This window comes from Paenibacillus sp. FSL H8-0104 (assembly GCF_038050215.1).
Taxonomy (GTDB): Bacteria; Bacillota; Bacilli; order Paenibacillales; family Paenibacillaceae; genus Paenibacillus; species Paenibacillus amylolyticus.
This window is the reverse complement of the sequence record NZ_JBBOTC010000001.1, coordinates 5,865,545-5,889,115: the sequence shown is the minus strand read 5'-3', so window position 1 is coordinate 5,889,115 and position 23,571 is coordinate 5,865,545. Positions and strand designations below refer to the sequence as shown.

The 23,571-nt window shown below is 46.8% G+C and carries 20 protein-coding genes; 16 read left to right on the top strand and 4 right to left on the bottom strand.

Features of this window, described 5'->3' with window-relative positions; genetic code table 11:
* Positions 1 to 25: 25 nt before the first annotated feature.
* On the top strand, positions 26 to 1,198 hold the full coding sequence (locus NST38_RS26045; protein WP_076328887.1) for an acyl-CoA dehydrogenase family protein: 1,173 nt from the start codon (positions 26 to 28) through the stop codon (positions 1,196 to 1,198).
* Here the strand turns inward: NST38_RS26045 and NST38_RS26040 are convergent.
* Positions 1,195 to 2,088, bottom strand: coding sequence for a MaoC family dehydratase (locus NST38_RS26040; protein ID WP_341344147.1), 894 nt, complete (start codon positions 2,086 to 2,088; stop codon positions 1,195 to 1,197). The two genes, NST38_RS26045 and NST38_RS26040, sit on opposite strands and share 4 nt — an antisense overlap.
* 196 nt (positions 2,089 to 2,284) lie before the next feature.
* Here NST38_RS26040 and kduI point away from each other — a divergent pair, with 196 nt between their 5' ends.
* The 7 genes from kduI to NST38_RS26005 all read left to right on the top strand — a co-directional run bounded on the left by kduI (position 2,285) and on the right by NST38_RS26005 (position 10,743).
* Entirely contained in the window at positions 2,285 to 3,124 is an 840-nt protein-coding gene (gene kduI / locus NST38_RS26035; RefSeq protein ID WP_341344146.1) for a 5-dehydro-4-deoxy-D-glucuronate isomerase, read from the top strand.
* Between the two features lie 221 nt (positions 3,125 to 3,345).
* Positions 3,346 to 4,104 carry a DeoR/GlpR family DNA-binding transcription regulator gene (locus NST38_RS26030; protein ID WP_036607086.1) on the top strand — a complete coding sequence of 253 codons (759 nt, stop codon included), beginning with the start codon at positions 3,346 to 3,348 and terminating at the stop codon, positions 4,102 to 4,104.
* Between the two features lie 78 nt (positions 4,105 to 4,182).
* Positions 4,183 to 4,935 carry a 2-dehydro-3-deoxy-D-gluconate 5-dehydrogenase KduD gene (gene kduD, locus NST38_RS26025; protein WP_036606921.1) on the top strand — a complete coding sequence of 251 codons (753 nt, stop codon included), beginning with the start codon at positions 4,183 to 4,185 and terminating at the stop codon, positions 4,933 to 4,935.
* A 37-nt stretch (positions 4,936 to 4,972) separates the two neighbouring features.
* The gene (locus tag NST38_RS26020; RefSeq protein ID WP_074096473.1) at positions 4,973 to 5,818 is read left to right on the top strand and encodes a sugar phosphate isomerase/epimerase family protein; all 846 of its coding nucleotides are present in this window, start codon (positions 4,973 to 4,975) and stop codon (positions 5,816 to 5,818) included.
* A gap of 238 nt (positions 5,819 to 6,056) precedes the next feature.
* Complete coding sequence (locus NST38_RS26015; RefSeq protein WP_036606925.1) at positions 6,057 to 7,364, top strand: homocysteine synthase; 1,308 nt, start codon at positions 6,057 to 6,059, stop codon at positions 7,362 to 7,364.
* A gap of 421 nt (positions 7,365 to 7,785) precedes the next feature.
* Entirely contained in the window at positions 7,786 to 9,801 is a 2,016-nt protein-coding gene (locus NST38_RS26010; protein ID WP_341344145.1) for a heavy metal translocating P-type ATPase, read from the top strand.
* 132 nt (positions 9,802 to 9,933) lie between these two features.
* Entirely contained in the window at positions 9,934 to 10,743 is an 810-nt protein-coding gene (locus NST38_RS26005) for an alpha/beta fold hydrolase (RefSeq protein WP_341344144.1), read from the top strand.
* Positions 10,744 to 10,866: 123 nt separating this feature from the next.
* Here the strand turns inward: NST38_RS26005 and NST38_RS26000 are convergent, their stop codons facing one another.
* A complete protein-coding gene (locus NST38_RS26000; protein WP_036606933.1) occupies positions 10,867 to 11,598 on the bottom strand; it encodes a ZIP family metal transporter in 732 nt (243 codons plus the stop codon).
* Between the two features lie 256 nt (positions 11,599 to 11,854).
* Here NST38_RS26000 and trxB point away from each other — a divergent pair, with 256 nt between their 5' ends.
* Together trxB and NST38_RS25990 are read left to right on the top strand one after the other, a co-directional pair.
* Positions 11,855 to 12,796: a thioredoxin-disulfide reductase gene (gene trxB, locus NST38_RS25995; RefSeq protein ID WP_047841589.1), complete on the top strand. Its 942-nt coding sequence runs from the start codon at positions 11,855 to 11,857 to the stop codon at positions 12,794 to 12,796.
* Between the two features lie 62 nt (positions 12,797 to 12,858).
* Entirely contained in the window at positions 12,859 to 13,089 is a 231-nt protein-coding gene (locus NST38_RS25990; RefSeq protein ID WP_036668031.1) for a glutaredoxin family protein, read from the top strand.
* A gap of 139 nt (positions 13,090 to 13,228) precedes the next feature.
* Here NST38_RS25990 and NST38_RS25985 read toward each other — a convergent pair whose 3' ends face one another.
* Both NST38_RS25985 and NST38_RS25980 read right to left on the bottom strand, forming a co-directional pair.
* Entirely contained in the window at positions 13,229 to 13,426 is a 198-nt protein-coding gene (locus NST38_RS25985; protein ID WP_017692236.1) for a hypothetical protein, read from the bottom strand.
* A gap of 147 nt (positions 13,427 to 13,573) precedes the next feature.
* Positions 13,574 to 14,740: an ROK family transcriptional regulator gene (locus NST38_RS25980; protein ID WP_341344143.1), complete on the bottom strand. Its 1,167-nt coding sequence runs from the start codon at positions 14,738 to 14,740 to the stop codon at positions 13,574 to 13,576.
* Positions 14,741 to 14,938: 198 nt separating this feature from the next.
* Here NST38_RS25980 and xylA point away from each other — a divergent pair, with 198 nt between their 5' ends.
* The 6 genes from xylA to NST38_RS25950 all read left to right on the top strand — a co-directional run bounded on the left by xylA (position 14,939) and on the right by NST38_RS25950 (position 23,506).
* Complete coding sequence (xylA, locus tag NST38_RS25975) at positions 14,939 to 16,255, top strand: xylose isomerase (protein WP_036606941.1); 1,317 nt, start codon at positions 14,939 to 14,941, stop codon at positions 16,253 to 16,255.
* Between the two features lie 828 nt (positions 16,256 to 17,083).
* Positions 17,084 to 18,577, top strand: a complete 1,494-nt coding sequence (gene xylB / locus NST38_RS25970) for a xylulokinase (RefSeq protein WP_341344142.1) — start codon at positions 17,084 to 17,086, stop codon at positions 18,575 to 18,577.
* A gap of 221 nt (positions 18,578 to 18,798) precedes the next feature.
* The gene (locus tag NST38_RS25965) at positions 18,799 to 19,515 is read left to right on the top strand and encodes a glycosyltransferase family 2 protein (protein ID WP_256720160.1); all 717 of its coding nucleotides are present in this window, start codon (positions 18,799 to 18,801) and stop codon (positions 19,513 to 19,515) included.
* A 1,070-nt stretch (positions 19,516 to 20,585) separates the two neighbouring features.
* Positions 20,586 to 21,656: a glycosyltransferase gene (locus tag NST38_RS31690; protein WP_445933728.1), complete on the top strand. Its 1,071-nt coding sequence runs from the start codon at positions 20,586 to 20,588 to the stop codon at positions 21,654 to 21,656.
* 183 nt (positions 21,657 to 21,839) lie between these two features.
* Positions 21,840 to 22,238 carry an Rrf2 family transcriptional regulator gene (locus tag NST38_RS25955; protein WP_341344140.1) on the top strand — a complete coding sequence of 133 codons (399 nt, stop codon included), beginning with the start codon at positions 21,840 to 21,842 and terminating at the stop codon, positions 22,236 to 22,238.
* Positions 22,239 to 22,354: 116 nt separating this feature from the next.
* Positions 22,355 to 23,506, top strand: coding sequence for an MFS transporter (locus tag NST38_RS25950; protein WP_341344139.1), 1,152 nt, complete (start codon positions 22,355 to 22,357; stop codon positions 23,504 to 23,506).
* Positions 23,507 to 23,571: the final 65 nt, after the last annotated feature.

Here is a 23,571-nt window from a genome sequence, read left to right as displayed (position 1 = left end):
ATGACATTTTATACGGGAGGTTGACATGAATTTTGAATTGACAGAGCAACAGAAGCAGATTCAATCCGCCGCACGCCATTTTGTGGACGAGCTACTGATTCCGTTGGAACCTGAATTATTGCGTAACGAGCGTGAGGGAAGACCCGGAATCGAACTTAGACAGATTAGAGAGCTTCAACAAAAGGCGAAAACACAGGGCCTATGGGGTATTGAGACACCAGAAGAGTATGGGGGAGCAAATCTTGGGACGGTCACTAGTGCACTCCTGAAAATGGAGCTAGGACGCACATGTATTCCGTTTGTCTTCGGGGGGGAAGCGGACAATATTCTGTACCTTTGCAACAGCAAGACACAACAGAACAAGTATTTGCTTCCCGTTATTGCGGGCGAGAGACAGTCCTGTTTTGCAATAACGGAGCGTTCGGCAGGTTCCGATGCAAGTCGAATTCAGATGAGTGCTGAGCGTGTGGCGGATGGTTGGGTACTCAATGGAGAGAAAGTATTTATCACAAACGGAAACGAGGCGGATTTTGCAATTGTTTTTGCAGTGACTGATGTCCAGGCAGAGCCGGGCAAAGGGATCACTTGCTTTCTGGTGGACCGGGACATGGGGTGGACGTCAGAGCCGATTCCTACGATGGGTGGGGATAAAAGTCCTTCTGTACTTACGTTTAACCAAGTGTTCGTGCCAAACGGAAATGTGCTCGGTGAAGAGGGGCAGGGGTTAACAACAGCGATGCAGTGGATCAGTCGAGGGCGTTGGGTGATTCCGGCTATTGCTGTGGGTGCATCTGGCAGGCTGATCCATATGGCCATTGATTACGTTAAAGAAAGGTCGACATTTGGAGAGCAGTTGGCAAGTCGGCAGAGCATCCAATGGATGATTGCCGACTCTGCGGTTGAGCTGGAGGCTCTGAAATGGCTGGTATTATATACTGCTTGGAGGGTGGATCAGGGGCTGGATGCAAGACATCATGCAACGATGTCCAAGTTGTACGGTGCAGGTAGAGCAAACGATATTGTGGATCGGGTCCTTCAGATTTTTGGTGGAATCGGATATTCGAAGGACTTGCCGATCGAGCGTTGGTATCGGGAAATGCGAGTATGGAGAATCTTCGAGGGCACAGACGAGATTCAACGCATGATTATTTCCCGCAATCTGCTCAAGGGTCATGTCCGAATTGGAGAGTGGGATTAACGGGCCGTGTAACGAACGGATCCTTCATAGGCTAGCGAGTTAGAAGGAACACCCGGTCGATGTTCAATATAGACTGTGATACTGCATGCCAGATGGGAGAGGTTATCCGTGTTGATGACACTCACGAGGACATGGACGACGTCCCCTTCCATCACGGGTGAGCGAAATCGGTATTTTATATCGCATAGAATCCAGTTATCCAACCCCAGCATTTGTAGTCGGTTTCCAATCATGCCACCGATAAGCATACCTTGTGCAATTCGGCGAGGTGCACCTGCTTCATGTGCTTTGAGAACATCCAGATGAATTGGGTTGTTATCGCTCGATGCGGCTGCATAGGCGATGAGCATAGAACTGGTTATGGTTCCAAGACAAGCGTCGAACAGGAGTTCACCAGATGAGAGACGGTGTTTCCCATCCCATTGATAATAAATCTCCGAGGGATATTGCGGATACACAGGCTCGAGTTCGGAGTACGAAGGCTGCAACGCTGGAGAGTCTAGAAGTATTAATGTGGTGTTAGCAACGAGTAAGGGTTGTTTCATGACGTTCGTAACCTTCATTGTACAATCAAGGAGCTGGATCTTCCCCAAAGATCCAGTTGTTTCGCGTACGTTTGCAAGTTCAATCCTGTAAAATAAAGCTGCATCATACTTCAATTTACGTTCGTATGTAAACGATTGTTGGCCATGGATCATAATTTTCCCAGGAAGCTCCATCCAGGGTAAGTGTGTCTGTTGCCACCATATCATCGGAAAGGTGAGAGGAATGGATCTTGCGTCGGGACGAAATTCTTCTGGAAAGCCTTGTGTGAACTGGACAATCTGATCTGTGGTAATAACCATTTTCTTGGGAGGAGTAGGTACTCCGATCCATGATTGGTAATCCATAACTTGCATCTCTCCTTTGACTGACCATGTCTTGTATTATATCGAAGGCAGTTAGAATCATAAATGTTTTATCACATAAATTACTTTTTCGAAAATAAAGGTACACAAAAGATACATAATGAACTAAAATGAACTTATATGAACATTATCAAACTCAATCCCAACTAATTTAAATGACGAAAGGAATGGATTAATAATGGAAAATCGTTATGCTGCACATCCCAATGAAGTGAAAACGTATGATACATCTCGCCTGCGTGAGGAATTTTTGATGGAGCAACTGTTTGCAACCGATGAATTGGTAACGGTGTATTCTCATGTGGATCGTTATATTGTGGGAACGGCTGTACCTGAGAGCAAGGACATTACCCTTGAAGTGAACCTGAAAGATATCGGAACGAACTTTTTCCTGGAGCGTCGTGAAATCGGTATCATTAATGTCGGTGGTCACGGAACAGTGACAGCGGACGGACAAGGTTATGAGATTGGAGCGAAGGAATGTCTCTACATCGGTAGAGGTGTTAAGGAAGTTGTGTTCACAAGCAGTGACAAGGCTCAACCTGCCCATTTCTATTTTGTATCCACACCGGCTCATCACACCTATCCAACGGTAAAAGCAACGCAAGAACAAGCTCAGCCGAATCATCTGGGCAGCATCGAAACTTCCAATGAGCGTACGATCTATCGTTACATTCACCAAGGAGAAGGTGGAATTCAGAGTTGTCAGTTGGTGATGGGCATTACCGAACTCGACAAGGGTAACATGTGGAACACGATGCCTGCACATACCCATAACCGCCGTTCCGAAGTATACTTGTACTGGAACTTGCCTGAAGACGGTGTTGTATTCCACATGATGGGGGAGCCGAACGAGACGCGCCATCTAGTTGTACGTGATCGCCAGGCGATCATTTCCCCAAGCTGGTCCATTCACAGTGGTGTGGGTACAAGCAATTACACCTTCTGTTGGGCGATGGCTGGTGAGAACCAGACGTTCGAAGATATGGACGGCGTAGCGATGAAAGACCTGAAATAATAAATTACAGATGTCTGAGTTAAATGGACAGGGTAGACACTAGAACGGAGGGTACAGAAAGGACCAGAAGAAGCGAAGCGTGCGCCTTTATCACCAGATTTCTCCCTTTAAATAAGGGATCAAAGGAAATATGGGGATAAGAGTGATCGGAAGGTTTTCTGTACCCGAAGTGTAAGTGCGAAACTACCATTTAACTCAGGTGGTATAGGAAGTTGATTATGATGAATCCATTGAAAAGACATGAAAAAATTATGGAGGCTCTGCTGGAACGCCAGGAAGTAACCGTCAGTGATCTGAGTGAGTTGTTGCAGGTGACGGGGAAGACTGTGCGAGAGGATCTCGACAAGTTGGAGAGTATGGGGTTACTCGTACGTGTCCATGGTGGTGCTATGCTGGCTCAGAATGACCAGTACGGCATCTTGAATAGCCGCGGAGTTACCGAGAAGCATCATACGGAGAAGACGGAGATTGCTGAACGTGCCCTTGCTTACATTCGACCTGGAGATATCGTTGCCCTCGATGGTGGCAGCACTACGCTAGAGATGGCCAAACGTCTCGATAATCAACCGCTGACGGTGGTGACTAATGATCTATTCATCATTGCGGAGTTGACCAAAAAGGAGCAAGTGCGACTGGTTGTGCCGGGCGGGGCTCGTGTACGGAATATGTTGGTTGGGGATGATACGGCTGCGTTTATATCCAGTCTTAACATTCATAAAGCCTTTATATCCACGACAGCCCTTCATCCGGAATTTGGATTATCCATATACACGGGAGATCTGGTTTCTTTGAAAAAAGCAATGATATCTGCCTCGCAGCAAGTATACGGCGTTGTGGATCATTATAAATTCGGACAATTTGCACTGCGAACTTTCGCCCAGTGTTCGGAACTGGACTATATTATCAGCGATAGTCGTTTGGATGAAGAGACGGCTGCCTTATACGAGCAGAGCGGTGTCACAGTGGATTATCAAAGTTAACCTCATTCATTATTCATGGCATTAAAAGAACGGACGGATCTAAGGATTACATATCAAAACCATGCGGAGGAATCATTCATGAACCCATTTGATTTAAGCGGACAAGTTGCACTGGTGACAGGTACCTCGGGAGGACTTGGACAAGGGATGGCCATTGGTTTGGCAGAAGCAGGTGCTGATGTGGTGCTGGTCTCGTATTCCAAGCCTGCGGCAACGGCAAGTGCCATTGAAGCACTCGGACGCAAAGCTTATGTGATTGAAGCGGATTTAAGTCGTGAAGATGAGTTGTCGGCTGTGTTCGAACAGGCGCTTGCGTTCCAGGGCAGAATTGACATTCTCGTCAACAATGCCGGAATCATTCGTCGCACACCTGCGGCTGATCATGCAGTTCAGGACTGGCATGATGTAATTGGTCTGAACCTGAACACTGTATTTTTCCTAAGCCAATTGGCAGGCAGACATATGATTGAACGCGGAAGTGGCAAAATCATTAATATTGCATCCATGTTGTCCTATCAAGGTGGGATCAACGTGCCAGGGTATACAGCCAGTAAACATGGCGTTGCCGGTTTAACCAAAGCACTCGCCAATGAATGGGCAGGGAAGGGAATCCAGATTAACGGTATCGCACCTGGTTATATGGAAACCGATAATACTACCCAGATCCGTGCGGACGAGAATCGGTACCGGGATATTACAGCTCGTATTCCTGCTGGGCGTTGGGGAACACCTGAAGATCTGAAAGGCCCGGTTGTCTTTCTGGCATCTGCCGCTTCGGATTATCTGAATGGTCATGTGCTGAATGTCGATGGCGGCTGGATGGCACGTTAATCACTTGATAATCGGATTAGCATAGGGAGGCAGTGAGATGAAACTTGGTATTCTGGCACATACATTTGGCAAACAGCCTACAGCACAGCTTGCGCAGACGATTGCGGATAACGGATTTAATTCCGTACAGCTGGCGCTGGCCAAAGCATTATCCGATGTGGACTCATCGAATGGCAAGCTGAGCCCAGGGCTAGCGAATGAGATTGGAGATCAATTTGCACAGCGCGGGGTGAAGATTGCAGTACTGGGCTGTTATATTAATCCGATTGACCCTGATCCGGTAAGACGACGTGCGGACATTGATCGATTCAAGGAGCATCTGCGTTATGCCCGGGATTTTGGTTGCAGCATGGTAGCAACGGAGACCGGGGGCTTGGACACCTATCAGGATACACATCCGGATGGATATGAAGAGAAGGCGTGGAGTGTGCTGAAAGAAACGGTTGAGGAGTTGGCTGAGGAAGCGGAGAAATGGGGGGTGCATGCGGCGATTGAGCCTGTGTCCACACATACTCTTCATACCCATGAACATATGACACGTTTGTTTGAAGAGATTCCTTCATCGAATCTGGGAATGCTGTTCGATCCGTGTAATCTGATCAAACAACCACATGCAGCAGATCAAGGGGCTTTCTTGCGCGAGGTGATGGAATCGCTGTATCAGCGCATGATTGTGATCCATGCCAAAGATGTAGCCTTTGATGCACAGGGAGAGAAGTTTAATCCGGTACCTGGGGCAGGGATACTGGATTACCCGTTATTTTTTGAATTGTTAAAAACGTATAAGCCACATATCGATATTTCACTTGAAGGCGTAACTGCGGAGGAAGCTGTACCTGCGGCCAAACATTTGCGTGAAGTATGGAGTGCAGTTCGGGTCTAACCAAACCCAGGATGAGGTATTGCATACCGAAGCCAAAGTAGCTGAAAAACCTTTGCGAGTGCAAAGGTTTTTTTGGTACAAAAATTGATAATATACATATTTAATATTTCTTATCGGAAAAATCGGAAATAAGTCTTTTCAAATGCGACATCTTGTGAGAGAATATGGAAAACATACGCCACCATGCGAAGACATCAGGAACTTAAAGAACGTATATATTGAGGGAGGATTCAGATTTATGTCAAACGAACGTGAGCTTTCATTTGAAACATTGGCAATTCATGCAGGCCAGGAGATTGATCCAACCACCAACGCACGAGCTGTGCCCTTGTATCAGACAACATCCTATGGATTCAAGGACACCGAGCATGCAGCTAACTTGTTTGGTTTGAAAGAGTTTGGCAACATTTATACCCGTCTGATGAATCCAACAACCGACGTGTTTGAGCAACGGATTGCGGCGTTGGAAGGCGGAGCTGGAGCGCTGGCTACAGCTTCTGGTCAGGCAGCCATAACGTTTTCACTTCTGAATATTGCTGGTGCAGGTGATGAGATCGTATCTTCGGCGAGTTTGTATGGAGGTACATACAATCTGTTCTCGACGACTTTGCCGAAACTGGGTCTGGACGTAAAATTTGTGGATTCCAGTGATCCTGAGAATTTCCGGGCAGCGATTACGGAGAAAACGAAAGCATTGTATGCCGAAACGATCGGTAATCCAAAGGGGAATGTACTGGATATTGAAGCGGTGGCAGCCATCGCTCATGAACATGGAATTCCTTTGATCGTGGATAACACATTCCCAAGTCCGTATCTGCTTCGTCCAATCGAACATGGCGCAGATATTGTCGTCCACTCTGCAACGAAATTTATTGGGGGTCATGGTACATCCATTGGTGGCGTTATCGTGGATAGCGGGAAATTTGACTGGAAAGCAAGTGGCAAGTTCCCTGGATTGACGGAGCCGGACTCCAGTTATAACGGTGTGGTATATACGGAAGCGGTTGGACCGATTGCTTATATTATCAAAGCTCGTGTACAACTTCTGCGTGACTTGGGTGCAACGATCTCTCCATTCAACTCATGGTTGCTGCTGCAAGGACTGGAGACATTACATCTGCGCGTGGAGCGTCATAGTAGCAATGCCCTTGCGGTTGCGGAATTCCTTGAGAAACATGAGGATGTGTCTTGGGTAAGTTATGCTGGTCTGCCGAGCCATGGTTCTTATGAGCTTGCACAGAAATATCTGCCAAGAGGGCAGGGTGCGATTCTAACCTTTGGAATCAAAGGTGGTGCGGATGCGGGTCGCAAGTTGATTGAAAGTGTCAAACTGTTCTCTCACCTTGCAAACGTGGGCGATTCCAAGTCACTGATTATTCACCCGGCAAGTACAACTCACGCGCAGTTGACCGAAGATGAACAAACCGCAGCAGGGGTTAATCCGGAGTTGATTCGTCTGTCTGTGGGTACGGAGAACATTCAAGACATTATCTATGATCTGGAGCAAGCCATCAAAGCAAGTCAGGGAGCAAGTGTAGGCGCGTAAATGGCATTGGGTGAATGTGTAAACAATCACTTAAGTGATATGCCATAAACAGGTCATATGAGTATCAATAGATGGTTAAAGCCGTTGTCCTCCGGGACAGCGGCTTTTTGTCTTTTTGAACACGTATTTATGAGTAAGCATCGAAAAAAAGGCCATTTACAAATGAGGACCGCGGGCATATACTGATTAAAAGTTGTATTGAGTAAACACAATTGCACAAGCGCAAAAATGATTATCATTCTCATTCGAGATTATTTAAAATCATTCACAAAACCATGCTGCTGCGGGATTCCCGCAGCAGCATGTGTCATTTTTAGGGCATTAACAATGGCTCTCATTCTCAATACAACTTCATTTTTGGGAGCGGAATTTAGCAGACTCGTCATCCGCAAACCTACCATTCGAAAGGAACGTGATTCATATGCAAGCGATACATCAACCACTACACAGACAGAAACAAGCGGGACAGCGCTTATCCCAAACACCAGGCCCAAACCGGGGACGTAAGCCAGATTTTCGAGCCATGTTGCAGAATAAAGAGATGCAATCTGCATTGGGCAGCGGGCTGTTGATGCTGATTGCCTGGGGAACTGCACCGTATTTCGGGACTTTGTCCATCATGCTCTACATTGTGGCGTATGCCGTTGGCGGTTGGACCAAAGCGAAGGAAGGTATCGAGACACTGGTCAAGGAACGTGATCTGGATGTAAACCTTCTGATGATTGCCGCATCCCTCGGGGCAGCAGCCATTGGTTACTGGAATGAAGGTGCGATGCTGATCTTTATTTTTGCACTCAGTGGTGCGTTGGAAAGTTATGCGACAGAGCGCAGTCATAAGGATATCTCATCTTTACTGGCGCTGAAGCCGGAGACTGCACTACGTATTGAGGACGGACAGATGAACCTCGTGGCTATTGATGATCTGGAGCCGGGTGATCTGCTGTTGGTCAAACCGGGAGAACTCATCCCAGCAGATGGTGTCGTGTACCGTGGGAGTTCTTTTATCAATCAGTCGTCCATCACCGGAGAATCCCTGCCTGTGGACAAAGTTGCGGGGGATGAAGTCTATGCAGGTACGGTAAACGGTGAGGGTGCCCTATACGTAGAAGTTACAAAATCGGCTGAAGGGTCACTATTCGGCAAAATCATTAAAATGGTGGAAGAAGCGCAGGCAGAAGTGCCGGATTCCCAGCGTTTTATGGAGCGGTTTGAAGGAATTTACGCACGCATTGTTGTAGGGGTGACTTTACTTGTGATTGCAGGAACTCCACTACTGCTTGGCTGGACATGGAATGAGGCATTTTATAAAGCGATGGTGTTTCTGGTTGTTGCTTCACCTTGTGCATTGGTGTCTTCCATCATGCCTGTCATGTTGTCCGCGATGTCCAGCAGCGCCCGCCGGGGCATTCTCTTTAAGGGAGGTGCCCATATGGAGAATATGGCTCGCACGCGGGTTGTGGCTTTTGACAAAACAGGTACATTGACCATGGGCACCCCACAAGTGACCGATATTATTACGGCTGAACATGTAGATCGTGCCCAGCTGTTAGCTGCAGTAGCGGCGATTGAGAACCTGTCCATGCATCCTTTAGCTCGTGCCATCGTAGATCAGGCGAACAAGGAAAACATTACACTTCAGGAAGCAGAGCACGTACAGGCTCTAACAGGCTGGGGCATCGAAGGAACGGTGAACGATGTGATCTGGAGCATTGGCAAAACAGATGTACTGGGATCAATGCAGTCAGAGGAGATGAAAGACAGCAACGTTGATGATTCAGATGAACATGATGTTAACCCTGTGAAAGTATCTTCTGAGTGGGGTGATGTATGCTCCCGTCTTGAGGGGGAGGGGAAAACTGTATCCGTTGTTATGGCTGATGGTGAATTGGTCGGGCTGATCGCGATGCGGGATACGGTACGGCCACAGGCAGCCGCTGCAGTGAAAAAGCTTGAAGCGATGGGTGTAAAAGTTGCCATGTTAACAGGTGATCGGGCCAGATCAGCTTCTGTAATTGCGTGTGAAACTGGAGTAAACATGGTCTATGCAGACTTGCTGCCTGGAGATAAGGTGAAGCAGGTACAAGCACTCCGCAAACAGTATGGTCCTGTGCTGATGGTAGGGGATGGTGTCAATGATGCACCGGCACTTGCAGCAGCTACTGTGGGTATGGGGATGGGATTGTCCGGCAGCGGGACTGCACTGGAGGTCGCTGATGCGGTACTTATGAACGATAACATTGAAGAGATCGCTTGGGTGATTGGGCAGGCTCGTCGAGCACAGCGCACGGTGAAACAGAATATGTTTTTTGCCATTACCGTTATTCTGGCTTTGATTGCTGGTAACTTCCTCCAAGACGTTGCATTGCCTCTGGGTGTGGTAGGTCATGAAGGCAGTACAATTCTGGTTATTCTGAATGGGCTTAGACTGCTACGGTAATCAGATTAGAAGAGGAAAATGGCTAATTGGTCTCGCTAGTAGTATGCGGCTGGTTGAACAGCTTACGTTTGAACCTTGGGTCAGCGGGTAATGATTCGAAGAGACGATTCGATAATAAGGGAGCTGTGAAATATGGGACGTTATGTACAAGTGGAACCAAATGTAAAAGTATATGTTGAAGATATTGGCGAAGGAACCCCGGTTGTCTTTTTGCACGGCTGGCCTGTTAATTATAAAATGTTTGAATACCAATTGAACGTACTGCCGAACCATGGCATTCGTGCCATTGCGATAGATTTTAGAGGATATGGCTTATCGGATAAACCTTCCATAGGATATGATTATGATCGCATGGCAGACGATGTTCGTGCCGTTATTGATGATTTGGAGCTGAAAGACGCGGTACTCGCAGGATTCTCTATGGGTGGAGCGATCGCAGTACATTACATGGCTCGCCATAAGGGACATGGTGTCTCCAAGCTGGCCTTGTTATCTGCGGCAGCACCTGTGTTCACACAGCGTGAAGGTTATCCGTATGGATTGACTCCAGAGCAGCTGAACGAGCAGATCATTGAGCCGATTTTTGCAGATCGTCCGAAGTTACTGGAGACGTTTGGCGGCATGTTCTTCGCGAAGAAACACAGCCAGCCATTCATGGATTGGTTCCACGCCCTCGGCATGGAAGCTTCATCTTATGGTACCATTCGCAGTGCAATTGCGTTGCGGGATGAGGACTTGCGAGGTGACCTGAGTTCCATTCAGGTGCCAACAGCCATTTTACACGGGAAAAAAGATGAGATCTGTCCGTTTGAGTTCGCCGAGCAGATGCACAAGGGCATCGCTTCGTCTCAACTGATTGCTTTTGAAGAGAGTGGTCATGGTGCATTCTATGATGAATTGGAAAAATTCAATTCGGAACTGATTCGTTTCATCCAATCCTGATCATGAGAGGGCGTAATACCTCTGACAGGCGATCCCATTAATTTCATGGAATCTTCATTTGTGGCTAAACAAAGAACCCGGTCGACAGTCTTGGACTGTTCGCTCGGGTTCTTTAGTCTTCAATTAAAACAGTTCGGTCAGACCAATCATCGTGATGAGTCCGAGCAAAAAGGACATCGTCGCCACACGTGCATTGCCATCGCCGTGACTCTCGGGAATAAGTTCCTTATAAACAATGAACATCATCGCACCGGCTGCAAAGGCCAGACCATAAGGGACTAGACCAGCTACGAGACTGCTTAATGTGTAACCAATCATAGCTGTAATAATCTCTACCGCTCCGGTCAGGGTGGCAATACCCAGCGCTTTGAAGCGGCCAATGTTCTGGTTTACTAGGAAAAGGGCCACCAGAAATCCTTCCGGCGCATTCTGCAATCCGATGGAAAAGGCAATGAGATTGCCGAGGTTCTCATCCGAGCTTGCATAGCTGACTCCAACGGATAACCCTTCCGGCAGGTTATGCATGGTGATGGCTGCAATAATCATGAAGGCTTTGGTTTCAATTTTAAAAGGCATTTTCTCGGGATTCTCCAGATCGACGTGTGGAATCTTCATCTCCAGCACCAGTAGAACCAGGCTACCAAGCATAATACCAAATGCAAGTACAAAGAGATTCGATTGGCCAAGCGCTTCCGGAATGAGATTATACACCGAGGCCGAGGTCATAATACCTGCGGCGTATGCCAGCAAGATATCACGCAGACGGTGCGATATTTTGCGCATAAATAGAATCGGTACGGCCCCTAGGCCGGTAGACATGGCTGATATAAAACTGCCAATGAGTGCATCGTTCATGCTTCCATTTTCCCTCCTGATGAAGACTTCTTCATAATCGCTGCCGAGCATTGACACCGTACATAAAAGAGATCATAATGAACAACAGATTAGAATGATTATAAATTAGAATTCCGTTTCTGCATAGGGCCATTGTCATATCACAGGCAGGTCTTGTGGACATGATGTGGGCTTTTCGTTCTAGTGTATGCAAAAGCCTAAGCTTTTGATGCCGGAGGGTCTAACCTTTTTGCAGAACCCGGGGGAGGAACTATACATGTATAAATCAATTATTATTGGAACAGGCCCTGCAGGGCTGACAGCAGCAATCTATCTGGCACGTGCCAACTTGAACCCACTCGTTATTGAAGGACCACAACCTGGTGGCCAACTGACAACAACGACTGAAGTGGAGAACTTCCCAGGTTTCCCTGATGGAATTATGGGTCCTGAACTGATGGATAACATGCGTAAACAAGCTGAGCGCTTCGGTGCTGAATTCCGTACAGGCTGGGTTAACAACATCGACATGAGCGAGCGTCCATTCAAGATTCAAGTTGAAGGTATGGGTGAACTCGTATCGGAAACATTGATCCTGTCCACAGGCGCAACTGCTAAATACCTGGGTATCCCTGGCGAAGAAACGAATGTAGGCCGCGGTGTCAGCACATGTGCAACATGTGATGGATTCTTCTTCCGTAACAAAGAAATCATCGTTATCGGCGGTGGCGACTCTGCTCTTGAGGAAGCAAGCTTTCTGTCCCGTTTCGGTTCCAAAGTAACGTTGGTACACCGTCGTGAAGAACTGCGTGGCTCCAAAATCATGCAGGATCGTGCACGGAGCAACGAAAAAGTAGAAATGGCTTTGAACCGTACACCACTCGAAGTACTTGCTGGCGACAACGGCGTAACCGGACTGAAAGTGTTAAACAACGAAACAGGTGAAGAAGAAGTGATTCCGGCAAGTGGCGTATTCGTAGCGATCGGTCACACACCAAACACTGGTTTCCTTGGCGGACAGATCACTACGGACGAACATGGATATATCCTGACTACACCAGGTACATCCGAGACAAACATCCCAGGCGTATTTGCATGTGGTGACGTACAGGATACACGTTACAAACAAGCGATTACAGCTGCAGGTAGCGGATGTATGGCTGCTATGGACACAGAGAAATACATTGAAAGCTTGGAGCACAGCGCAGTTGTTCTGTAATAGAATGAGCTGATTCCAACCAAACTATAGATTAATATAAAACCATATGAGGTGAATTAAACATGGAAAACGTAATTGTATATACATCAACGAACTGCCCGAACTGCAAATCCGTAAAAACGTTCCTGGCTGACAAAGGTATCTCTTATGAAGAGCGCAACATCGAAACTAGCGATGAATTTGCACAACAAGTATGGGACATGGGTGTACGTGCCGTGCCATTGACTGTCATTGGTGAACACCGCATTCTGGGTATGAACAAAACTCAATTTGCCAAAGCATTGGACGCTTAAATCAGGCTGATTATCTGAATCATCATGTGTTGAAAGAAATTTTCGATTCATATGCAATTCCGGTTTTCGCGAGCCGTTAGGATATAGAAAGAACCGTACCCGGAAGGGTACGGTTTTTTGTGCAAACGCAGAATATGATCTAGAAAAAAATACTCATGAAAGTCTGAAATACAACATACACCAGCAATCCTGACAGCATGTACATGAAACCAGCCTTCTTTTTGCTCTGGAACAATCGGAGTATGCCAAGGCTGAACAGGGGCGCAAGCACAATCAGGAACAGGAGGACGGTGACAAACATTTGCGCCGAGATATCTGAAGTATCCACGTAGGTCACGCTTTTTTTCACTCCGTTTCGTTATCGGAATTAACACAGCTTGATTCACACAGCCATGACAAAAATCACATAACCCCATTATACATCTGGATTTCTTTAACAAAAAGGGAGGAAATGGGGCGAAATGATGTCAATTTTCATCTGTTATTAGACAGACACCCTAATTTTACCTAAAAACTGGGATATCGCAGAGTAAGCGGCACCAACGCGGGTGGAACGGCTGCCCAGAGCTGCCCATTCAATCTGCAAACTGCGGCGGTGATAAGGTAATGTACGTTCCTCTACAACTTGTTTTAACGCTGTTTCAATCCAGGGACCTGCTTCAGAGAGCGGACCGCCAATGATAATACGTTCCGGGTTGAAACTGTTAACGATATTGGTAATGCCAATCCCCAGTTTGCGCCCAATCGTGTTGTATAATTCTTGAACAGCCTCGTGGCCTTGCTCCGCATAATGAATTAGTTCCCGTGTGGTATGAGCAGGTAATTTTAGCTGATGATCCGGGTGCTCGTAGGCTTTTTCAGATGCGTATAACTCCCAGCAACCACGATTACCACAGGAGCAGGGAAGACCTTCCGCTTCAATGGACATATGGCCTGTTTCCCCTGCGTAGCCCCACGCGCCTTTGTATAATTCACCATCTACCATGATGCCTGAACCAATCCCCATGCCTGCACTGATGTAGATCATGTGACGTACACCGATACCTGCCCCAAAATTCAACTCTCCATGGGCACCAGCATTGGCTTCATTATCGATCGTTACAGGCAGTTGAAATTCTTCTTCAAGCATCGAGCGCAGAGTTACCTTCTCCCACCCCAAGTTGGGTGCAAACAGGACCGTTCCTGCCTCATCCACCATGCCGGGCACCCCGATGCCAATACCAATGACTCCATGAGGGGAAGCAGGAGCTGCCTCAATGAGCTGTTTTGCTGCCAATTTCAATTGCTCCAGTACAGAGGACACGTCATGATGTTCCAAGGTCACTGCGTACTCTGTAATGATGTGTCCTTCCAGATCTGTAAGCACGCCTTTCAAGTGGGTCACACTGAGTTCCAGACCGACTGCATAGCCTGATGTCCCTCGAAACAGCAGCATGAGTGGTTTACGTCCGCCGCTGGATTCCCCAGGGCCAATCTCCTGCACCAGGTCATCACTGATCAGATCAGCAACCAGGTTGGATACCGTTGCTTTGTTCAGCCCCGTAACCTCGGACACTCGTGCGCGAGAAAGAGGGGCACGGCGCCGGATCGTATCCAGAACGATCGACTTGTTTATTTTTTTGACCAGCATCTGGTCTCCGGTAATTTTCATATGGTTAAGGCACTCCTATTCTTCTGATAAAAGGGTTCTGACCCACATCCGAAACAAGTTATTCGACTATTATAGCGTAAACAACCATGTAAAAAACAATTTTATTTTACTTTGTTTAACCAATAGACAAAGTAAATTCGATGTGATAGGATAACGGTGTAAACGATTTCTTAAAACTATTGAGGAGGCATTTTACACATGGCCTATTTTGAATCCGTTAATAAAATTGCATTTGAAGGTAAAGATTCCAAGAATCCTTTTGCTTTTAAACATTATAATCCGGAAGAAGTGGTAGCCGGCAAATCGATGGAAGAACATTTCCGTTTTGGCATGGCTTACTGGCATACATTAACTGCAGGCGGCAGTGACCCGTTTGGTGCGGAGACAGCTGTTCGTTCGTGGGATAAATACTCGGGTCTGGACCTCGCGAAAGTACGCGTGGAAGCAGCATTTGAATTTTTGGAAAAAATGAATCTCCCGTTCTTCTGTTTCCACGATGTGGACATTGCACCAGAAGGCAACAACCTGCGTGAGTTCTACAGCAACATTGATACAATCGTTGATCTGATTGAAGATCATATGAAATCCAGCGGCAAAAAACTGCTCTGGAACACGGCGAACATGTTCTCGAACCCACGCTTCATGTTTGGTGCAGCTTCCACTTGCAACGCAGACGTGTATGCTCACGCTGCAGCACAGATCAAGAAAGGTCTGGAAGTTGGTAAACGCCTGGGCGCTGAAAACTATGTCTTCTGGGGCGGTCGTGAAGGTTACGACACATTGCTGAACACAGACATGCAACTGGAGCAAGACAACATTGCTCGCATGTTCCACATGGCTGTAGACTACGCGAAGGAAATTGGCTTTGATGCACAATTCCTGATCGAGCCTAAACCAAAAGAGCCAACGAAACACCAATATGATTATGATGCAGCAACTTCGATTGCTTTCTTGCAAAAATACGGTTTGGATAAACACTTCAAACTTAACCTGGAAGCAAACCATGCTACACTGGCTGGTCATACATTTGATCACGAAATCCGCGTTGCTCGTACAAACGGTATGCTCGGTTCCCTCGATGCGAACCAAGGCGACATGTTGATCGGTTGGGATACGGATGAGTTCCCGGTTGATATGTACGATGCTACATTGACAATGTATGAAGTATTGAAAAACGGCGGTATCGGCCGTGGTGGTGTGAACTTTGACGCGAAAGTACGTCGTGGTTCCTTCGAAGCTGACGATCTGTTCCTGGCACACATCGCAGGTATGGACACGTATGCAAAAGGTCTGAAAGTAGCAGCGAAGTTGATTGAAGATCGCGTATTCGATGACTTCATCGAAAAACGTTACAGCAGCTTCAGCGAAGGTATTGGTGCAGATGTGGTTGCAGGTAAAGCAACATTGGCTTCCCTTGCTGAGTACGCGCTCAACAATGAAAGCCCACGCAAAAACCAATCCGGACGTCAGGAATTGCTGAGAGCACAACTCAACCAGTACATCTTGGCTGACTAATAGCGCATTAGGCAGGGTTGGCGCACGTCGACCACCGATGGTTACTCAACTCATATGTGTTGGACATTAGTATCCAAGCTTGCCTATGCACAAGATTAGCTTGTACCATGGAACGCCTGAACAAGCATGACATTCGGACCGTCCCCGACTTTCCCTTGGGAAGACGGGGGCGGTTTTTTGGTTAAATAACGCGATTTTTTAAGATTTTTGATATAAATGGTTGTCTAAGATGGTTTTCTGATCACGAAGTGACCGCATGAGCATCAAGGATTTCATTTATAACCAATGACGAATCAAGGTCATTGGATCAATCTTTCTGTTATAAGAACGAGTATGTTTTACACGTTTCATATCCATGTGTGTCCAATATCATGCATGCAAAACGGAGTGAGCAGAAAGGACCCGAGGAAGCAAAGCGGTCGCATTTATCCCCGGATTTCACCCTTGCTAAGGGGTATAAAGGAAATCTGGGGGTAACGGCGATCCAAGGGTTTTCTGATCACGGAGTGACCACATGAGCATCAAGGATTCATTTATAACCAATGACGAATCAAGGTCATTGGATCAATCTTTTCGCTACAAAAACGAGTATGTTTTTACTGTTTTGATATAAATGGTTGTCTAAGATGGTGCATACAAAACGAAGTGAGCAGAAAGGACCCAAGGAAGCGAAGCGGTCGCATTTATCCCCGGATTTCACCCTTGCTAGAGGGTATAAAGGAAATCCGGGGGTAACGGCGATCCAAGGGTTTTCTGATCACGAAGTGACCATATGAGCATCAAGGGTTTCATTTATACAATCCTGTTACAAACGAGAGGAGTTAACCTATGAGTTACGTAATTGGCGTCGATCTTGGAACCAGTGCGGTCAAAACCGTGTTGGTCAATCGTGAAGGAAAAGTGGCATTTGAAGCATCCGAGGCATACCCGTTGTACCAGCCCAAGGCTGGATACAGTGAACAAAATCCCGAAGATTGGGTAGAGCAGACCATTGTTTCCTTGCGTAAATTGCTTGAAGTATCTGGCGTGCAGCCTTCGGAAATCGAGGGATTGAGCTTCTCCGGTCAGATGCATGGACTGGTCTTGGTGGATGCAGAAGGTAAACCGCTGCGTAACGCAATCCTGTGGAACGATACACGCACAACGGCTCAGTGCCGTCGCATCGAAAAAGTGCTGGATGGCAAGCTGTTAAGTATTGCCCGGAACCGTGCACTGGAAGGCTTTACCTTGCCAAAAATTCTGTGGGTTCAGGAGAACGAGCCTGAATTGTTACAGCAAGCATCCTTGTTCCTGTTGCCTAAAGACTATGTGCGTTATCGCCTGACCGGGGATTACGCTATGGATTATTCTGATGCAGCGGGAACTTTGTTGCTGGACGTTGCAGGCAAACAGTGGAGCGACGAGATTGCAGAAGCTTTCGAACTGCCAATCTCTCTTTGTCCACGTCTTGTGGAATCATTTGAGGAAGTGGGCACGTTGCTGCCTGAGATTGCGGATCAAACGGGTCTAGCGGCTGCAACAAAAGTATACGCAGGTGGTGCGGATAATGCGTGTGGTGCCATTGGCGCAGGCATTCTGAGTGAAGGACAGACGATGTGCAGCATCGGAACGTCCGGGGTTGTGCTTTCCTACGAAGAGCGTAAAGATCTCGACTTCGAAGGCAAAGTACACTTTTTTAACCACGGAGAGAAAGATGCCTTCTATATTATGGGTGTAACGCTTGCCGCAGGATATAGCCTGTCCTGGTTCAAGGATACGTTTGCAGCGGATAAATCGTTTGATGTGCTCTTGCAGGGCATCGATCAGATTCCGGCGGGCAGCAACGGATTGTTGTTCACACCATATATCGTTGGGGAGCGTACACCTCATCCGGATGCGAATATCCGTGGCAGTTTCATCGGTATGGATGCAGGGCACAAGCTGGAGCACTTTGGACGTGCGGTGATGGAGGGTATTACCTTCTCGCTACGCGAGTCCATTGATATTCTGCGTGGTGCAGGCAAAACCGTCAATGAAGTCATCTCCATTGGTGGCGGCGCCAAGAACGAAGCTTGGTTGCAAATGCAGGCTGATGTCTTTAACGCCACGATTGTGAAGCTGGAGAGCGAACAGGGTCCAGCGATGGGTGCAGCGATGCTGGCTGCCTATGGCTGTGGCTGGTTCCCGTCTTTGCAAGAATGTGCAACAGCGTTTATTCGTCCAGCGAAGTCCTATGAGCCGAACCCGGAAACGGTTGCCGTCTATGATGGACTGTTCGCACTGTATCAGGAAGTCTATGGACAGACGCGTAGTCTCAATGATTGTTTGGCTGAATACCGTTAATTCATTTATTTCACTACATTAATCTTATGATTACATTTAAAAGCATCCGCGAAGGCGGGTGCTTTTTTGTCGTTCATCAAGATTAACCCCATGAAAGGTTTACTCGGCCTGCATATCCGCATTCAGGCTCTGCATAGATTGGAAATAGAGGATTGTGATTCGTCCAGGCATCGTGTGCCCGAAATTTTAATAGGTAGAAGTTTGAGCAAGGGGGTGAAGCTTTGGATGGACATGAGGAACATGGAAGACCACATATTACCTTGTCGATGATCGTTCGTAATGAAGAGAATCGTTATCTCAGGCAGGCACTGGAGAGACATCGTCCCTGGATTGATCGCGCAGTAATCATTGATGACGGAAGCACGGATGGAACGGTCGGGCTGTGCAGGGAACTTCTGGACGGTATTCCACTCGTATTAGTGGAGAACGCTGCTTCACGTTTTGCAGACGAGGTAAGCCTGAGAAAACAACAATGGGAAGAGACGGTGGCGACCAATCCGGAGTGGATTTTGAATCTGGATGCGGATGAGATTCTAACCAGTGACTTTGGGTTGGTACGGGATCTGTTGCTCAGTGGCAATGAAGATGCGATCTATTTCAGATTGTTTGATATGTGGAGTGAGACGCATTACCGGGAAGATGAGTTCTGGCAGGCGCATGCCTATTATCGGCCATTTCTGATTCGTTATCACCCGGGGATGAACTATGAATGGAAGGAGACACCCCAGCATTGTGGTCGTTTTCCGTTAACGATCCAACATTGGTCCTATGGATGTCATGCTCCCCGGGTGAAGCACTATGGTTGGGCGCGGGAAGAAGACCGTATCCGCAAATATGAACGCTATCAAGCACTGGACCCTGAAGCAAGATACGGTTGGAAGGAACAGTACGAATCGATATTGGATCAGGAGCCACGACTGTTGGCATGGTTCGAATAAGGAGAGGGGGAGTGAGCACATTGAAGAAAGACCCTTTACGCAAATCGGAAGAAGAATCCCAACCTCAAATAGAGTTGAATACACATGAGAAAGAGAATCAAAAAGAGAAGCAACATGAGAGCCAGAAAGAGAGCCAGAGTAATCATCGACCGCCCAGACTTTCTGATAAATCGCTGGAAACCCGCCAATCGGAAACGCTTGAAGCGCCTGGCCAGGAAAGAATACTGATCGCCAGCCCGGTTCGCCAGACAACTCCGGTGCTCCGTGAATTTCTGGATTCTCTGCATGCACTGGAACGAACAACAGTGAAGACGGACTATCTGTTTGTAGACGATAACGTGGAAGAATCCGCATCGAATATATTGCATGAATTTGTGCTTCAGCATGAAGGGACGGTTATTCAAGCAGATGAACATGGTAGCGGTAGTCCTGACAACAAAGGGGTGTACAGCAAGGATGAGGGAGGACATTATTGGCAGGATGAACAGATTTGGCGTGTAGCCGGTTTGAAAAATCGCATATTGCAATATGCACGCGACAATCACTACGATGCGGTTTTCCTGATTGATTCTGACTTGGTGCTGCATCCGCGGACGCTGGAACAACTTGTATCGAGTGGCAAAGACATTGTATCCAATATCTTTTGGACCCGCTGGCAGCCGGATGCCAGGGAAATGCCGCAGGTATGGCTGCAAGATGAGTATGCTTTGTTTCGCCGCGGTGGCAAAACATTAGACGGAACCGAGACGGAGGACGAGGGCACGCAAACGACTGCTTTTCTAAATCAGCTACGGATCCCGGGTTGTTATGAAGTTGGAGGGCTAGGGGCATGTACTCTTATTCGCAAAAATGTTCTGGCAGCAGGAGCTTCATATGACCAGATTCCCAATGTATCCTTCTGGGGCGAAGATCGTCATTTCTGCATCCGTGCTCAAGCACTGGGTTTTCGTTTGTTCGTTGATACTCATTTCCCTGCGTACCACATCTATCGATTGTCCGAACTGCCGGGGGTTTCCGCCTTTAATCGCAGGGCGAGAAGAGGTGAGGAGACGATCAGTATTACCCTGTGTATGATTGTGAAAAATGAAGAAGCTTCCCTTGCGAGATGTCTGGACTCGGTCAACGGTATTGCCGATGAGATTGTAATCGTGGATACCGGATCAACGGATCGTACCCGTCAGATTGCTTCCAGATATACGGATCGTATCGTTGATTTTGAATGGGTGGATGACTTTGCAGCAGCACGCAACTATGCCTTCGATCAGGCAAAGAGTGAATATATTCTGTGGCTGGATGCAGACGATGTGTTCGAACCGGAAGATCGGGCGAAACTGATCGCCTTGAAACGTTCGCTGGACCCGGATGTTGATAGTGTGACGATGGATTACAATCTGTCATTCACAGCAGATGGCAAGGTAGCCTACAGCCTGCGCCGGAATCGTCTGGTGCGTCGGGATTGGCAATTTCGCTGGATTGGCGCGGTGCATGAATATCTGGCTGTAGCGGGCAATCTGCTGCATAGTGATATAGCGGTTACCCACAAGAAAGATAAGGAGTATACCGATCGGAATCTGCGGATCTATCGTAAAAGGGAACAGGCCGGAGAGGAATTTGGGCCGCGTGACTTGTACTATTTCGGTAATGAACTGAAGGACCATGGACAGCATGAGGATGCGGTGAAGTACTATGAGAAGTTTCTGGATACCGGACTGGGCTGGGTGGAAGATCAGATCGCTGCTTGCCAGAAAATTGCGGATTGTGAAGCTGCACTTGAACATCCGGAACAGGAAGTCACGGCGTTGTTCCGATCATTTGCCTATGATTTGCCAAGAGCCGAGATTTGCTGTCGATTGGGTGGTTATTTTGCCGACCGTGAAGATTATCGCAAGGCCCTGTTCTGGTACGAACAGGCGACTCGTGCTGTACGTCCTGATGACCCTATGGTAGTGCTGAATGAAGCAGCTTGGACCTGGATGCCGCATCTGCAACTATGTGTGTGTTATGACCGGATGGGTAACCGTGCCAAGGCCCGGGAACATAATGATATCGCACTCGCCTATCATCCAACACATCCAAGCATGTTATATAACGATCGATACTTTAAAGATTTGGAGAAGGATAACGTATTGGAAAATGCCTAAAGCATGCATATAGATTGGAACTGTAGGTATAGATATTGCTGGAACAGTTGTTTGTAACAAGAGCCTCCTCTGATGAAAGAGTGGACGCAATGTGCCACTTTTATGAGAGGGGGTTATTGACGTAATTGTATTAAAGGAGTTATTGTAGATATATTAAGTCTTTTATTAGGGAGGAATGAGATGATGAAGTATTCCAAAGCTACCAATTACGCCCTGCACACGATGCTTTTTCTTGCGGCATCCAATTCAGATAAACCTGTGGGTGTGCAGCAGCTTTCAAAGTGGCAGAATGTTTCACCCACATATCTGTCCAAGATTTTAACCAAATTGACGAAAGAGGGGATGATTCATTCTTCATCTGGTGCCCATGGCGGGTATACACTTCAGGAGAAGTGGGAGGATCTTACGTTTTTGGATATCATACAGGCCATTGAGGGTACAACCTCTCTGTTTAATTGTTCTAATCATAAACAGGGATGCTTAATTCAAGAAACCATGATCACTGCCGAAGGACAGATGGAAGAAGTGTTTAAAAATCGAAAATTATCTTCGATTGCCGGTAAAATATCAATGATGTATTAAGTATTTTTTTGTGTTTATAATAGATATAATTTGTCTTTTATATCTATTATAAATTTCAACAAACGAATATATCCAGAAGATTTCACACACTATTCTTTTGAATAAAGGAGACTGAAATGAATTCATTTATTATCTATTTATTGGCTTTAGGAGCCTTTGTTGTGGGAACAGCCGAATTTGTCGTATCTGGCGTTTTAGATATCATTGCCCGCGATTTACAGGTTTCGATCTCATTAGCGGGACAATTGGTCACCGTATATGCACTATCTCATGCATTGGGTGCCTGGGCTCTGGTCATGCTGACTTCCAAGTTACAACGTAAAAAAGTACTTCTGTATTCCATGCTTATTTTTATCTTGGGAAATATCATTGCATTCTTCAGTTTGAACTTTGGCATGCTTATGTTCTCACGCATCGTATTGGCCATGAGTGGTGGTCTATATTTTGTCCTAGCCACGAACTATGCTGCAAGACTAGCTCCTTCTGGCAAACAGGGTAGTGCCATTGCAACTGTCATCACAGGATTCACCGTTTCATTGGTATTAGGAGTGCCGATTGGTACCTTCATTGCTGCCTACATGGATTGGCACTACGTTTATATCATGATTGCAATTATCGCATTTATTAATTTCATGCTGTTGTACAGATTTATTCCTCGAATGGAGGGTAACCCGTCTCTCTCCCTGAAGCAACAATTATTGATTATCAAAGATAAAAAGGTTATCACCGGATTATTAACGACTGTTTTCTGGATTCTGGGTTACACCATGGTATTTGCTTATATCGCTCCACTTTTAAGTTCTGTAGCCGATTTTTCAATAGAAATGATTAGTACGGCGTTACTTGTATTGGGTATATTTGCATTCATAGGTTCCCGTCTTGGTGGCTATGCGGTAGATCGATGGGGACCTGTTCGCACGATTCCAATCAGTTTGATTATTCATGCTGGTGCCCTCTTTATTTTGCCAATCACAGCAGGTTCCACAATAGGTATTCTTCTGACCATCATGATTTGGGGCACAGCTGCCTGGATAACAACGCCCGCGAATCAGTTCTATTTGATAACATTGAGACCACAGTCTTCTGAAACAGTCCTGAGTTACAATACGGCAGTAATGAACATAGGTATGACTTTCGGTGCCGGATTGGGAGGTGTAGTTGTGAAATACAATTCCGTTCAAAATTTGGGGTGGATTGGTGGTATGGTCCTGCTGTTGGCGTTGGCGATTGCCCTTGTTTCCTTCAGGTTGACTACAAAACCAAGTTGAATTCAATGTCTTTTTAAAAGCAAGAAGTGAATATTGGATCAAATGATTTCATCCAGGAGAGGATA

Coding starts and splice junctions, on each gene's coding strand:
- NST38_RS26005 (WP_341344144.1), top strand. CDS start 9,934: ATGGGACGTTATGTACAAGTGGAACCAAATGTAAAAGTATATGTTGAA.
- kduD (WP_036606921.1), top strand. CDS start 4,183: ATGAACCCATTTGATTTAAGCGGACAAGTTGCACTGGTGACAGGTACC.
- xylA (WP_036606941.1), top strand. CDS start 14,939: ATGGCCTATTTTGAATCCGTTAATAAAATTGCATTTGAAGGTAAAGAT.
- NST38_RS26030 (WP_036607086.1), top strand. CDS start 3,346: ATGAATCCATTGAAAAGACATGAAAAAATTATGGAGGCTCTGCTGGAA.
- NST38_RS26010 (WP_341344145.1), top strand. CDS start 7,786: ATGCAAGCGATACATCAACCACTACACAGACAGAAACAAGCGGGACAG.
- trxB (WP_047841589.1), top strand. CDS start 11,855: ATGTATAAATCAATTATTATTGGAACAGGCCCTGCAGGGCTGACAGCA.
- NST38_RS26040 (WP_341344147.1), bottom strand. CDS start 2,088: ATGGATTACCAATCATGGATCGGAGTACCTACTCCTCCCAAGAAAATG.
- xylB (WP_341344142.1), top strand. CDS start 17,084: ATGAGTTACGTAATTGGCGTCGATCTTGGAACCAGTGCGGTCAAAACC.
- NST38_RS25950 (WP_341344139.1), top strand. CDS start 22,355: ATGAATTCATTTATTATCTATTTATTGGCTTTAGGAGCCTTTGTTGTG.
- NST38_RS25980 (WP_341344143.1), bottom strand. CDS start 14,740: ATGAAAATTACCGGAGACCAGATGCTGGTCAAAAAAATAAACAAGTCG.
- kduI (WP_341344146.1), top strand. CDS start 2,285: ATGGAAAATCGTTATGCTGCACATCCCAATGAAGTGAAAACGTATGAT.
- NST38_RS26015 (WP_036606925.1), top strand. CDS start 6,057: ATGTCAAACGAACGTGAGCTTTCATTTGAAACATTGGCAATTCATGCA.
- NST38_RS26000 (WP_036606933.1), bottom strand. CDS start 11,598: ATGAACGATGCACTCATTGGCAGTTTTATATCAGCCATGTCTACCGGC.
- NST38_RS26020 (WP_074096473.1), top strand. CDS start 4,973: ATGAAACTTGGTATTCTGGCACATACATTTGGCAAACAGCCTACAGCA.
- NST38_RS31690 (WP_445933728.1), top strand. CDS start 20,586: ATGATTGTGAAAAATGAAGAAGCTTCCCTTGCGAGATGTCTGGACTCG.
- NST38_RS26045 (WP_076328887.1), top strand. CDS start 26: ATGAATTTTGAATTGACAGAGCAACAGAAGCAGATTCAATCCGCCGCA.
- NST38_RS25990 (WP_036668031.1), top strand. CDS start 12,859: ATGGAAAACGTAATTGTATATACATCAACGAACTGCCCGAACTGCAAA.
- NST38_RS25955 (WP_341344140.1), top strand. CDS start 21,840: ATGAAGTATTCCAAAGCTACCAATTACGCCCTGCACACGATGCTTTTT.